Source organism: Blattabacterium cuenoti (genome assembly GCF_014251735.1).
GTDB lineage: Bacteria > Bacteroidota > Bacteroidia > Flavobacteriales > Blattabacteriaceae > Blattabacterium > Blattabacterium cuenoti_C.
The window spans coordinates 577,719-590,602 of the sequence record NZ_CP059197.1 but is presented as its reverse complement, the minus strand read 5'-3'; the positions used below and the strand labels follow the sequence as shown (position 1 = coordinate 590,602).

Below are 12,884 nucleotides of genomic sequence, written 5' to 3'. Positions count from 1 at the left end.
ATATGAAAAAATTCACTGTAATAATAAGCAAAGCTATTCCTTTAGCTATAGATGATATAGATACAGATCAAATTATTCCCGCTCGTTTTTTGAAAGAAACTAAACGCGACCAATGTGGAAATCATCTTTTTAGAGACTGGCGGTATTCCAACGATGGATCTTTGAAAAAAGATTTTATTTTAAATAACCCCATTTTTTCTGGAAAAATCCTTTTATCAGGAAGAAATTTTGGTTGCGGTTCTAGTCGGGAACATGCGGCTTGGGCTATTGTTGATTATGGGTTTCAAGTAGTGATATCTAGTTTTTTTGCTGATATTTTTAAGGAGAATGCATTAAATAATGGATTACTTGCTGTAGAAGTCTCCGAAAAATTTTTGCAAAAGTTATTTGATATAGTTAATAAAAAACCCGATACGAATATTAAAGTTGATTTAATAGAACAATTTATTACAATAATTGAGACAGGATCTTTTGAAAAATTTTATATCCATCCATATAAAAAAAATTGTTTTATCAATGGTTATGACGATATAGATTTTCTAGTTTCCATCAAAAAAGACATAGAGAATTTTGAGAAAAAAACAAATCCTTTTAAAATATGAAAAAGAATATTGTAGTAATAGAAGGTGATGGGATAGGACCAGAAGTTATCAAACAATCTATAAAAGCTTTGAATTCAATTTGTAATAGATTTGGTCATGAGTTTTCTTATCAAAATGTTTTAGCAGGAGCTAAAGCCATAGAAACGCTTGGATCCCCAATGCCAAAAGAAACTATAGATAGTTGTTTGAAATCAGATGCTGTTTTATTTGGATCTATAGGAGATCCAAAATACGATTATTATCCAAGAGGAATGAGACCGGAAGACGGATTATTAAAACTTAGAAAAAAAATGGACTTATATTGTAACATTCGTCCTATAGTCACTTATCCAGGAATTAATAAATCCCCTATAAAAGAAAAAAAATTAGAAGGAGTTAATTTTGTTATATATCGAGAATTAACAGGTGGAATTTATTTTGGGAAAAAAGGTCGTTCTAAAAATGGAAAAGAAGCATATGATTATTGTGTATATTCAAAAAAAGAAATTGAACGTATTGGTGAAATGTCTTTTAAAGCGGCACGTTCTCGTAATAGAAAAATATCTTTGGTAGATAAAGCTAATGTATTAGAGACATCTAGGTTATGGCGTGAAGTTATTCAAGAAATGTCTTTGGATTATTCTGATGTGGATTTAGAATTCTTGTATATAGATAATGCAGCTATGCAAATTCTTATTCATCCTACAAAATTTGATGTAATTTTAACGGATAATATGTTTGGAGATATTTTATCAGATGAAGCTAGTATATTAACTGGTTCTTTAGGACTACTTCCATCTGCTTCTATTGGAAATCAAAAATCATTGTTTGAACCTATACATGGATCTTATCCTCAAGCAAAAGGAAAAAATATAGCAAATCCATTAGGTAGTATCCTTTCCGTATCTATGATGTTAGAATATTTTGAAATGCATCAAGAAAAAAATCTTTTAGAAGAAGCCGTGAAAAGCTCTATACAAGAAAAAATATGCACTCCAGATATTATTCTAGATGATAGAAATTATTCTTCTACTGAAGAAGTAGGAGATTATATAGAAAAATACATTAAAAATCATTAAATTTTTTTTCTTCAATTGGAATTTTTGGATCCAAAATTTCATAAATTCTATTCATTAAATATGGTAAAAATTCTTTTACATAATTTTCATATGTAATTTGATGAAAAAAATTTATAGGGATGGTTAGTATAGAATTTTTTTTATGTTTTTCAGGTGAAACTATAGCTATAACTGGAGGATTTTTTTTATAACTATCAAATGATTTAAACCATAAATACATGTAGATAAGTAATTGCATAATATTTCCATAATGAGGATCTTGAAATATTTTTTCTCTTTTATTTAAAGAAATATGGATTTTCTTCATTTTGGATATTCCTATTTTATAATCAAGAATACGTGTAATTCCATCACATTCATCTATACGATCTATGATCCCGTATAAATTAACTTTTTTATTGCATCCAATATCCAATGCAGTTGATACACTGCATTCTAATTCTTTGAGAAAAATTTTATATCCTTTATGAAATGTTTTTTCCTCCCATAAAATAAAATTTTTTATGTAATTATTTACTATTGAATTAATTAACAGATTATTTTCTTCTATTAAAGGATTTTTTTTATTTTCTGATATTATCTTTTTTATAATAAAATCATAATTTTTTTTCATTGTATCAATGCTATCTATAGTAATAAAATTTCCCTTGATAGGATGATATAAAACTTCCAATATTTTGTGTATAATTTTTCCTATTATCTGTTTAATAGATATTTTTTCTATATTTCTTAACCCAAGTACTTTTTTGTAGTAAAAAAGAAGAGGATTGTAATTGTATAAATGTATAGAGGAAGGAGATAAACCATGAGTAGCTAGTTCATGTAAACGTTGAATCATGGAATTTGTTTTTTTTATTACAATAGGAGAGATTTTATTAGTTTTAGTACTCAGAATAAGTGAATGATTTTTTCTTTCTTTTATGGAGAAGTTTGAAATCATTTCTATTTGATGAATGAAACGGCTTTTTTCTCCAGAATTTAGTTCATCAGGTTTATTTTTATATATTAAGTAAATATTTTTTGAATTTTGCAAAATATTTCTAAAATGATGAGAGTAAAAATTATCATTGTTTTGAGAAACAGATAAGTTAAATTTTTTACGAATATCATAGGGGATCAAAGTTTTATAATAATTTTCTTCTTTATCTGGGGGGATAATTCCTTCATTAACGGAAGTCATAATTGTTGTTTCAACATTTCCAAAATAATAACCTAAAAATCCTATTACATGGACTCCTTTTGGATTGTTCTGTATATAGGAAATTTTCTCTGTTTTTATAAATTGTTGATAAATATTAAATAAGTCTTTTATTTCAAAAGAAGAATATTCTGTTTTTCTGATTAAAATTTTTATTCTTTGCATATAATTTTCTAAATCCGATAGGAATTTTAATTCTAACAGATGTTTTTTTGTATTGATGAAAAGTAAATTTTTTAATTTTCTAATAAAACTCATAATTCCAAAAAAAGCTTTCATAGCATTATGAGTTGGGATTTGAAAAATGATATTTAGATTATTCTTGAATAAATATTTGTTTATATTTTCTTCTGAAATAAAATTTGAATTTTCTATCTCTAATTTCTCTATAAAAGAAAGATCTTTTTTGAGGAATAATTTTTGGATGTATCCATCTAACAAAACTCTTAGTATATCTTTTTTCGAAAAATTTTTTAATTTTTCTTTTTTTAATAATAGTTGAAAAATTGAATCTAAAGTATAATGAATAGGAAGATTTTTTATAGGATAATCTATGGATATAGATGGATAGATTCCTGAAATTTTTTTTATAGAATGTAATAAAGGGAAAGTTAAATAGGCATCTCCTAAGATAAGAACTATTTTAGATGGTTTTTGTCTATTTTTAATAAGTTTAGAAATTAATTCTTCTACTATTTTAACTTGTTCTATTTCGTTAGAAACGCTAATGATTTTTAAATTATTATTTAGTTGATTATATATTGGTTTATTCTGGGAATTAATACAAAAATCATAAGTATTTTTTAGCTGTATGTCGCATAAACTATGGAATTGAATAGATTTTTGATTTATTTGAAGAATTTTTTTTACAAAAAGTTTTTCATATTCAGTAAGCAGATTGAATTTGTAAATCAGTAGGATTATTTTTATATCCGTTTTTTTGGATAAAAATTTTTTTAAACGAGAAATAGCTATTCGAAATAATAGTCCCTTATAACCTATCCCTTTTCTTAATAGTTTATCTTGAAAAAGGTTGTAATATTTATAAATTTCCTCCCAAAATAGGAATTTTTTTTTTCTTCTATATCCTCTTTTTCCAAAGGATTTATATGCCATTTTTTTATTTTCTCAGTGGAAATGATGTAAGAAAAAAAACACTCAATATTTATCAGATGAATATCTAAATCTTCAAAATCATTTAGGATATTAGGTGCCCAATTCAAAAAATCGTTTAAATTTTTAGCCAAAACACTATTTTCCTTTCTCAATAAACGAAAAAAATAAAAAAGAATATGATTTATAGAACATGGAGATAAACCAGAAATTTTCTCCATAAGTTTTTCCATTGTATAAATTTCAGAAATTTTGTTAAAATTCGTATAATATTTTCTTCTAATATATTCTGCAATAAAGTTATCCGATGAGACTAATAGAAATTTTTTTTTCATGCTTTTTTCTTGAAGCAATAAATTTTGAATAATTATATCTATTTTTTTTATCACAATAAACAATTTGGGTTAAAGAATTTTTTTTTGAAAAAATCTTTTATCTTCATTTTATCTTGGGATATTTGTCTTTTTAAATCATGAAGTGTTTGAAATCTCATTTCATCACGAAAAATTTGAACGATTAAAACATCAATTTTTTTCCCATATATATTTTGATGGAAATCAAAAATATGTACTTCTATTTTTATCTCATTGTTAAATAATTGAATAGTAGGACATATCCCAATATTCATCATTCCTTGATAAATTTGATTCAAATAATTAATTCTTACAGCATACACCCCGATTTTTGGAATGAGTTTTTTTTTATCTACTTGAATATTAGCAGTTGGGAAATTTAAAGTTTTTCCTATTCCTCTTCCTTTTATTACATACCCAGAAATGGTATATAAATATCCTAAAGCTTGATTGGCCCATTCTATGTTTCCTTTGATAAGAGATTTTCGTATATAAGTGGAACTTATGATCTTTTTTTTTAGTTTTCGAGGACTTACTTGATAAAGCTTGAATCCATAAATTTGAGAAAACTTTTTTAGTTGATGGGAAGATCCGTCTCTATCTCTTCCAAGATGAGAATCATATCCCGTAATAATTTGCTTAATTTTTAGTTTGGAAAATAAGATTTTCTGTAAAAAATCTTTTGTGCTTAGTTTTGAAAAATTTCTAGTGAAAGGATGAATAATTAAATGTTCTATTCCTGTTTTTCGTAAATGATATATCCTTTCAGAAAGAGTATTTAAATAAAGTATTTTTTTTCCTGGATTGAGCACCTCTTTGGGATGTGGATTAAAAGTAAGTAAAACCGAGCAATATTCTCCTTCTTTTTTTGCTCTAAGAACCAAATTTTGAATAACTTTTTGATGTCCAATATGAACTCCATCAAAAAAACCAAGTGTAAATACACATGGCGAAAAGGAAGAAAATTCATCAATAAATGAATAAATTTTCAAAATTTTTATCTTTTTCTCTTACCTTTACAAAGATAAAGGATTCATAATATCTGGGTTCTTTTTTTTGAAAAAAATTACATGGATAAAAAAAAGTTAAAAGGAAAAATAACTAAAATTGTAGGACCAGTTATTGATGTTTCATTTGAAGAGCGATCTTTTCTTCCTAAAATTTACGATGCATTAGCCGTAAATTTATCCAAAAAAAATAAAATAATATTAGAAGTTCAACAACATATTGGAGAATATGGTGTTCGTTGTATATCTATGGATGTTACGGATAGAATACAGAGAGGTCAAGAAGTAGAATTTTTAGGAGGACCGATTAGTATGCCTATAGGAGAAAGTATTAATGGACGTGTTTTTAATGTTTTAGGAGATCCAATAGATGGATTAGGCAATTTGGATCGATCTCAAGTTCAAGTAAGACCTATTCATAACCATGCTCCAGCATTTAAGGATTTATCGACAGATACAGAAATATTATATACAGGAATTAAAGTAATTGATCTGATAGAACCTTATCCAAAAGGAGGTAAAATTGGGTTATTTGGAGGAGCAGGGGTAGGAAAAACAGTGTTAATACAAGAGTTAATTAATAATGTGGCTAAAGGACATGGAGGACGTTCTGTATTTGCTGGTGTAGGAGAACGAACTAGAGAGGGAAATGATTTATTACGAGAAATGTTAGAATCAGGAATTATAAAATATGGGGATTCATTTATGGAATCTATGAAACAAGGAGGATGGGATATTTCTAAAGTAGATAAAGAAGTTTTAAAGGAATCTAAAGCCGCTTTTGTTTTTGGACAAATGAATGAACCTCCTGGAGCGAGGGCTAGAGTGGCTTTATCTGGATTAACTTTAGCGGAATACTATAGAGATCAAAATATTGGAGAAAAGAAAGGACAAGATGTTTTGTTTTTTATAGATAATATATTTAGGTTTACTCAAGCTGGATCAGAGATTTCCGCATTGTTGGGGAGAATTCCTTCATCTGTGGGTTATCAACCTACTTTGTCATCTGAAATGGGAGCCATGCAAGAGAGAATAACCTCTACGAAAAATGGTTCTATCACTTCTGTACAGGCTGTTTATGTTCCTGCAGATGATTTAACTGATCCAGCACCTGCAATTACATTTTCACACTTAGATGCCACAACTGTTCTTTCAAGAAAAATAGCTTCTTTAGGAATTTATCCGGCTATAGATCCATTAGATTCCACTTCTAGAATTTTATCTCCGGATATCATAAATCAAAATCACTATGATTGTGCTCTACGCGTGAAAGAAATTTTACAGAAATACAATTCTTTACAAGATATTATTGCGATTTTAGGAATAGAGGAACTTAGTGAAGAAGACAAATTAATAGTTTCTCGTGCTAGACGCGTTCAACGTTTTTTATCCCAACCATTTCATGTTGCAAAACAGTTTACAGGTATTGAAGGAGAATTTGTGAAAATAGAAGATACAATTAAAGGTTTTAATATGATCATGGATGGAGAATTGGATAATTTTCCGGAAATGGCTTTTAATTTAAAAGGGACCATTGAACAAGTTATAGAAACTGGGAAAAAAATGTTGTCCTCATAAATCTTTTTTCTATGCAAGTAACAATTATAAATTTCGAAAAAATATTATATCGAGATAAAGCTACATCTATTGTAGCTCCTGGATTAAATGGTTATTTTCAAATATTAGAAAATCACGCTCCATTTATTTCTATATTAAAAGATGGAATATTAAAATTGAAACCATTCTATGATGGAAAAAATTTGAAAATACAAATAGCAGGTGGAATCTTACAAGTAAAAAATAATATGGTTTCTATTATTTTGTAGATCATATTCCATTTTGATTCATCATATATTCTTTTCTATTTTTGAATATTTTTATAGCACTAAAAATAGCTTCTTCAAAAGAATTTTCATTAGCAATACCTTTTTTTGCTATATCATATGCTACCCCATGATCTGGAGATGTACGTATGTGAGAAAGACCTGCAGTGAAATTAACCCCTTCATTAAAAGTTAATGTTTTAAAAGGAATTAAACCTTGATCGTGATACATAGCTAAAATAGCATCGAAATTTCGATAATGTTGGTTTCCAAAAAAGCCATCTGGAGAATATGGACCAAAAACTAAAAATCCTTGTTTTTGAAATAAACTATCAATAGCTGGTTTTATCTTCGTTGTTTCTTCGTCTCCTATTAATCCATTTTCACCTGAATGAGGGTTACATCCTAAAACTGCAATTTTAGGTTTTTCTATAGCGAAATCTATTATTAAAGATTTATGTAAAATTTTGATAGATTTTATAATTTTCTTTGTAGTAATTTCATGAGTGACATTTTTTAATGGCAAGTGATTAGTCACTAAAGCAATTTTTAAAGTATCATGAATCATGAGCATTAGTGATTCCCCTTCTAAAATATTTTGCAAATATTCAGTATGACCAAAAAAAGAAAATCCTTTGTAATTCATCCAATTTTTATTAACAGGGGCTGTAACAAGAACATCTATTTTTCCTTCTTTCAAAGCTTTTGTTGCGTTTTTTAAAGATGAAATCGGATATTTTCCTGAATCTTGGTTAATTTTTATTAAATCAAATTTGATATCCCCCTTCCAAATATTTAGAACATTTATTTTATAATCTACAATATCTTTTAAATTTTTTATTTCTCGTATGTTATTTACTTCAATATTTAGAATCTTTTTGTAATAAGAACATAATTTTGTAGATCCAAATAATATAGGAGTAAAAAAATCCAAAAGTTTTTTTTTACGACATACTTTTAAAAAAATTTCTATTCCTATCCCATTGATGTCTCCTGTGGAAACACCTACTTTAATTTTATTTTTTCTATAATTCATCACATGAATAATATAAATGTGAAATAAATATTTTAATTTAAAAAAATTATGAATAATTTTCAATCATGTTTACTGGAATTATAGAATGTACGACTCACGTACATGGATTAGATCATCAAAAGAATAATCTTTGTATTACTTTTAAAAATCCATTTTCAGATAGGATAAAAATTAATCAAAGCATATCCCATAACGGAGTATGTTTCACCATTACAGATGTGCAAAAAAAAAATTATTCCGTAATTGCTTCAGAAGAAACTTTACGTTGTACTAATTTAAATATTTTAAAGATAAAAGATGAAGTGAATTTAGAACGTAGTATGAAAATTAATGAAAGATTTGATGGACATATAGTACAAGGACATGTAGATACCACAGGTGAAGTTTTGGATATAGAAAATAAAAATGGAAGTTGGTTATTTTCTTTTAAGTCCAAAAAAGATTTAGCTGGATTAGCTGTAGAAAAAGGATCCATTGCTGTAAATGGGATCAGTTTAACCATAATAAAATGTACAAGATATATATTTAATGTTTCTATAATCCCTTATACATATGAAACAACTAATCTCCAATTTCTGAAAATTGGAGATATTGTTAACATAGAATATGATATACTTGGAAAGTATGTCAGGGAATATATGAAATCGAATAGTAAACTATGACTAACGATGATAATATTTATTGTTCTATTTTTGGTTCTTCATAAGAAATATTTTTATCCGCATATTTTCTATATGTATCAAAATTTTTTATGAATTTCTTGACTAGTTTTTCTACTTGATCTTGATATAGTTTCTTATTTTTCCAAGTGTTTTTTGGATTTAATATTTCGGAAGAAATACCTGGACAATATTTAGGAATTTGAAAATTGAAAATCGGATACTTTTCATAATGAACTCTAGATAAACATCCATCTAAAGCACATTGTACAAGTTTTCGTGTATCTTTTAATTTAATACGAGAACCTAAAGTTTCTCCACCAGATATTAATCCCGTATTTACCATCCATACGTTTATTTTTGTATTTTTTAATTTTTCTATTAACATTTTTGTGTATGTAACTGGATGTAACGGCATAAATGGAGCTCCAAAACAAGAAGAAAAAGTGGCTTGTGGTTTTTTTATATTTAATTCTGTTCCAGCTACTTTAGAAGTATATCCCAATAAAAAATAATAGGCAGATTGTTCTTTATTGAGTTTAGCTATAGGAGGTAATACTCCAAAAGCATCATAAGTTAGAAAAAAAATATTCCTTATATTGGAAGATAATAATTTTTTTTCAATATTTTTTATGAAATAAATAGGATAACTTATTCGCATATTTTGCGTGATAGAATCATTGAAAAAATCTACTTCTTTAGTTCCTTTTTTAAAAACCACGTTTTCCAACATGGCTCCCCTTTTTATAGCATGATAGATCATCGGTTCTCTTTCTTTGGAGATACCCAATATTTTTGCATAACAACCTCCTTCAAAATTGAAAATAATATCATCATATGTCCATCCATGTTCATCGTCACCTATTAATTTCCTATTCACATCATTGGAAATAGTGGTTTTACCGGTTCCGGACAATCCAAAAAAAATAGCGGTGTCTTTTGTATGCTTTCCAATATTTGCTGCACAATGCATAGGAAATACGTTTTTATACGTAGGAAGTATAAAATTTAAAACAGAAAAAATGGATTTTTTTATTTCTCCTGTATATCCTGATCCACCGATCAGGACAATTTTTTTTTGAAAATTTAATATGGAAAAATTTTTTTCCCGTGTTCCATCTGTTTTTGGATTAGCTTGAAATCCTGGAGCACACAATAATAACCAATCTGGCAAAATGTTTTCTATTTTTGAAATACGAAAAAAAAGATTGTATATAAATAGATCAGACCATGGATATTCACTAATAGAACGAATGTTTAGTTGATAACGTTTGTCTGAACAAAGATATCCATCTCTTACATATAATTGTTTTCCAGACAAGTATCGGACTACTTTTTTATATAAATTATCAAATTTTTCTGGATCAAAAGGATGATTGAATTTTTCATCCCACCAAACTTTCTTTTCTGTGATATTATCCTTTACAATAAATCGATCTTTAGGGGATCTTCCGGTGAACATTCCGGTATTAACAGCTAAAACTCCTGATTGTGTTTCTTGGCCCATTCCATTTTGGATGACTATATTTTGTAATTCTTCTGGGGATAATTGCCAATTGTTGTTTGAAGAATTCAAAATTCCATAATTTTCTAAAGAAAGAGAACTCATATACTATTGTATTACTACTACTAACTACTATTGCTTACCAAGACAAATTTATATATGATTTACAAAAGTTTACTAATTTTGTACCAGAAAAAACAAAAATTATGATCCTATGTCGGATATTACATCAAGAGTCAAAGCCCTTATCGTAGAAAAATTAAATGTGGAAGAAAGCGAAATTCTTCCTACTGCTAGTTTTACTAACGATTTAGGTGCAGATTCCTTAGATATAGTGGAACTGATTATGGAATTTGAAAAGGAATTTAATATTAGTATTTCTGATGAAAAAGCAGAAAAGATCACTACTGTAGGTGAAGCTATACAGGCTATAGAAGATCTATTAAATGACCATAATAAAATGGAAAATATACATTCTGATTAGATTCCTGATTATTTATTTCTTTATTTATGATGAAGAAATTAAAGAGAGTAGTAGTTACCGGTATTGGTTCTATTACCCCAATAGGAAATAATGTAGAAGAATACTGGATATCTCTTATTAGTGGAAAAAGCGGATCCGCACCTATTACCTATTTTGATACTAAAAAATATAAAACGAAATTTGCTTGTGAGTTAAAAAATTATGATCCAGATATTTTTTTCAGTAAAAAAGAACAAAGAAAATTGGATCCTTGCGCACAGTATGGTATTGTAGCCTCATCTGAAGCTATAAAAAACAGTGGAATAAATTTTTCTAAAGAAAAAAAAGAACGTATTGGTGTTATTTGGGCGTCTGGAATAGGCGGTCTTTTGAATTTAGAAGAATCTATTTCAGATTATGTAAATGGAGGAAAAAATCCTAGATTTAGCCCTTTTTTCATTCCAAAAATGCTTATAGATATTACGGCCGGTTTTATTTCTATGAATTATGGACTTCACGGTCCTAATTACGCTACTGTATCCGCTTGTGCATCGTCTTCTAATGCTATTGTAGATGCTTATCATTTAATATGTTTAGGAAAAGCTGATATTATGGTAACTGGTGGATCTGAAGCAGCTATCACACAAAGTGGAGTAGGAGGCTTTAATGCTCTACACGCATTGTCCACTAGAAATAATGATTATAAAACAGCCTCACGTCCTTTTGATAGGAATAGAGATGGGTTTGTCTTAGGAGAAGGTGCTGGATGTCTTATTCTGGAAGAATACAAACATGCTAAAAGAAGAGGAGCCAATATATATGCAGAAATAGGGGGAGTCGGCATGTCTGGAGATGCTTATCATATTACAGCTCCACACCCAGAAGGCAAAGGAATAGTTATAGCGATGAAAACGGCTATAGAAGATGCTGGAATTGGGGATGAGCAAGTCGATCATATCAATGCACATGGAACTTCTACGATTTTAGGAGATCTGGCTGAGGTGAAAGCTATTCAAAAAGTTTTTCATGATAATGTCTATAATATTGATATCAATTCTACTAAATCGATGACAGGTCATTTATTGGGTGCTGCAGGAGCTATAGAAGCTATAGCGGCTATACTTCCTTTAAGTAAAAAAATCATACCTCCAACTATTAACTTATTTCATGTAGACAAAAAAATAGATCAAAAAATTAGTTTTACTCCAAATGAGGCAATAAAGAGAGAAGTGAAAATTAGCATATGTAATACTTTTGGTTTTGGAGGACATAATGTTTGTATTTTATTTAAGAAAATAGATGTTATCTGATGATATTTTTTTTCAAGAAGAGGAAAAAAATTCTATTTTAGTTAGTAGATTGGAAAAAATATTAGGATTTTGTCCAAAAAATTTAAAACTTTTGAAAGATGTATTCATCTACAGTTTTTCAACAAAAAAAAAGACTGTGGATAAAAATCATTTTTTATATTTTCAAAGATTAGAATTTTTGGGAGATGCGGTATTGAATTCTATTATTTCACATTTTTTATGTGAAAAACTTCCTGAGAAAAAAGAAGGAGAATTAACTCAAGTTCGATCTAAAATTGTATGCAGAAAAAATTTAAATGAAATTTCTAAAAAATTGACCCTTACAGAAGTCTTTTTTCAAAAGAATCAACCTATTATATCTGAGAATATATTGGGAAATACTTTAGAAGCTTTAATAGGATTTATTTATTTGGAGATCGGATATCAAGGTTGTAAAAATTTTGTCTATAAGAAAATATTACATTATCATGTAAATATCACGCAATTACAAAAGGAAATTTCTAGTTATAAAGTTTGGGTAATCGAATGGTCTCAAAAAAATAAATTTATTATAAATTTCAACACTTTTAGGGAGAAAAAAGAAAAAATTGAAGAAAAAAATAAACATGTGATCACTTATTTTTCTGAATTTACTATATCTGAATGTGGAATTCAAACGGAAGGAAGAGGTTCTTCAAAAAAAAAATCGGAAGAAATGGCTGCAAAGGCTGCTTATTTTATTATTCAAAAAAAATGTAAAGAAAATACTTAATATTTTG

The 12,884-nt window shown here is 27.7% G+C and carries 13 protein-coding genes; 8 read left to right on the top strand and 5 right to left on the bottom strand.

All coding sequences use genetic code 11. From position 1 onward, the window contains the following. Positions 1–2 precede the first annotated feature (2 nt). Both leuD and leuB read left to right on the top strand, forming a co-directional pair. The gene (gene leuD / locus H0H60_RS02890; protein WP_185862657.1) at positions 3–602 is read left to right on the top strand and encodes a 3-isopropylmalate dehydratase small subunit; all 600 of its coding nucleotides are present in this window, start codon (positions 3–5) and stop codon (positions 600–602) included. Continuing rightward, positions 599–1,660: a 3-isopropylmalate dehydrogenase gene (gene leuB / locus H0H60_RS02885; protein WP_185862656.1), complete on the top strand. Its 1,062-nt coding sequence runs from the start codon at positions 599–601 to the stop codon at positions 1,658–1,660. The genes leuD and leuB overlap by 4 nt, the downstream gene beginning before the upstream one ends. Here leuB and H0H60_RS02880 read toward each other — a convergent pair. From H0H60_RS02880 to H0H60_RS02875, 3 genes are read right to left on the bottom strand one after another with little or no spacing between them, the layout of a single operon-like run. Beyond that, on the bottom strand, positions 1,647–3,974 hold the full coding sequence (locus tag H0H60_RS02880; protein ID WP_238784894.1) for a PD-(D/E)XK nuclease family protein: 2,328 nt from the start codon (positions 3,972–3,974) through the stop codon (positions 1,647–1,649). The two genes, leuB and H0H60_RS02880, sit on opposite strands and share 14 nt — an antisense overlap. Further along, entirely contained in the window at positions 3,869–4,306 is a 438-nt protein-coding gene (locus tag H0H60_RS03165; RefSeq protein WP_238784893.1) for a hypothetical protein, read from the bottom strand. The genes H0H60_RS02880 and H0H60_RS03165 overlap by 106 nt, the downstream gene beginning before the upstream one ends. A gap of 50 nt (positions 4,307–4,356) precedes the next feature. After that, positions 4,357–5,316, bottom strand: coding sequence for a bifunctional riboflavin kinase/FAD synthetase (locus H0H60_RS02875; RefSeq protein ID WP_185862655.1), 960 nt, complete (start codon positions 5,314–5,316; stop codon positions 4,357–4,359). 78 nt (positions 5,317–5,394) lie between these two features. Between H0H60_RS02875 and atpD the strand changes: the two genes are divergently transcribed. Next, the gene (gene atpD / locus H0H60_RS02870) at positions 5,395–6,909 is read left to right on the top strand and encodes a F0F1 ATP synthase subunit beta (protein ID WP_185862654.1); all 1,515 of its coding nucleotides are present in this window, start codon (positions 5,395–5,397) and stop codon (positions 6,907–6,909) included. 11 nt (positions 6,910–6,920) lie between these two features. Continuing rightward, positions 6,921–7,157 (top strand): F0F1 ATP synthase subunit epsilon, encoded by a 237-nt coding sequence (locus H0H60_RS02865; RefSeq protein ID WP_185849750.1) that lies wholly within the window; start codon positions 6,921–6,923, stop codon positions 7,155–7,157. Between the two features lies 1 nt (position 7,158). Here the strand turns inward: H0H60_RS02865 and pdxA are convergent, their stop codons facing one another. Continuing rightward, positions 7,159–8,190, bottom strand: a complete 1,032-nt coding sequence (gene pdxA, locus H0H60_RS02860) for a 4-hydroxythreonine-4-phosphate dehydrogenase PdxA (protein ID WP_185862653.1) — start codon at positions 8,188–8,190, stop codon at positions 7,159–7,161. A gap of 65 nt (positions 8,191–8,255) precedes the next feature. Here pdxA and H0H60_RS02855 point away from each other — a divergent pair, with 65 nt between their 5' ends. After that, complete coding sequence (locus H0H60_RS02855) at positions 8,256–8,852, top strand: riboflavin synthase (protein ID WP_185862652.1); 597 nt, start codon at positions 8,256–8,258, stop codon at positions 8,850–8,852. Positions 8,853–8,868: 16 nt separating this feature from the next. Here H0H60_RS02855 and pckA read toward each other — a convergent pair whose 3' ends face one another. After that, a complete protein-coding gene (gene pckA / locus H0H60_RS02850) occupies positions 8,869–10,458 on the bottom strand; it encodes a phosphoenolpyruvate carboxykinase (ATP) (RefSeq protein ID WP_185862651.1) in 1,590 nt (529 codons plus the stop codon). A 109-nt stretch (positions 10,459–10,567) separates the two neighbouring features. Between pckA and H0H60_RS02845 the strand changes: the two genes are divergently transcribed. Genes H0H60_RS02845 through H0H60_RS02835 form a run of 3 tightly spaced genes read left to right on the top strand, consistent with a single transcriptional unit; the run spans position 10,568 to position 12,877 of the window. After that, positions 10,568–10,837 (top strand): acyl carrier protein, encoded by a 270-nt coding sequence (locus H0H60_RS02845; RefSeq protein WP_185862650.1) that lies wholly within the window; start codon positions 10,568–10,570, stop codon positions 10,835–10,837. 26 nt (positions 10,838–10,863) lie between these two features. Beyond that, positions 10,864–12,126, top strand: a complete 1,263-nt coding sequence (gene fabF / locus H0H60_RS02840; RefSeq protein WP_185862649.1) for a beta-ketoacyl-ACP synthase II — start codon at positions 10,864–10,866, stop codon at positions 12,124–12,126. Then, positions 12,116–12,877: a ribonuclease III family protein gene (locus H0H60_RS02835; protein WP_185862648.1), complete on the top strand. Its 762-nt coding sequence runs from the start codon at positions 12,116–12,118 to the stop codon at positions 12,875–12,877. The genes fabF and H0H60_RS02835 overlap by 11 nt, the downstream gene beginning before the upstream one ends. Positions 12,878–12,884: the final 7 nt, after the last annotated feature.

Coding starts and splice junctions, on each gene's coding strand:
- leuD (WP_185862657.1), top strand. CDS start 3: ATGAAAAAATTCACTGTAATAATAAGCAAAGCTATTCCTTTAGCTATA.
- pckA (WP_185862651.1), bottom strand. CDS start 10,458: ATGAGTTCTCTTTCTTTAGAAAATTATGGAATTTTGAATTCTTCAAAC.
- leuB (WP_185862656.1), top strand. CDS start 599: ATGAAAAAGAATATTGTAGTAATAGAAGGTGATGGGATAGGACCAGAA.
- H0H60_RS02880 (WP_238784894.1), bottom strand. CDS start 3,974: ATGGCATATAAATCCTTTGGAAAAAGAGGATATAGAAGAAAAAAAAAA.
- H0H60_RS03165 (WP_238784893.1), bottom strand. CDS start 4,306: ATGAAAAAAAAATTTCTATTAGTCTCATCGGATAACTTTATTGCAGAA.
- H0H60_RS02855 (WP_185862652.1), top strand. CDS start 8,256: ATGTTTACTGGAATTATAGAATGTACGACTCACGTACATGGATTAGAT.
- fabF (WP_185862649.1), top strand. CDS start 10,864: ATGATGAAGAAATTAAAGAGAGTAGTAGTTACCGGTATTGGTTCTATT.
- atpD (WP_185862654.1), top strand. CDS start 5,395: ATGGATAAAAAAAAGTTAAAAGGAAAAATAACTAAAATTGTAGGACCA.
- H0H60_RS02865 (WP_185849750.1), top strand. CDS start 6,921: ATGCAAGTAACAATTATAAATTTCGAAAAAATATTATATCGAGATAAA.
- H0H60_RS02835 (WP_185862648.1), top strand. CDS start 12,116: ATGTTATCTGATGATATTTTTTTTCAAGAAGAGGAAAAAAATTCTATT.
- H0H60_RS02845 (WP_185862650.1), top strand. CDS start 10,568: ATGTCGGATATTACATCAAGAGTCAAAGCCCTTATCGTAGAAAAATTA.
- pdxA (WP_185862653.1), bottom strand. CDS start 8,190: ATGAATTATAGAAAAAATAAAATTAAAGTAGGTGTTTCCACAGGAGAC.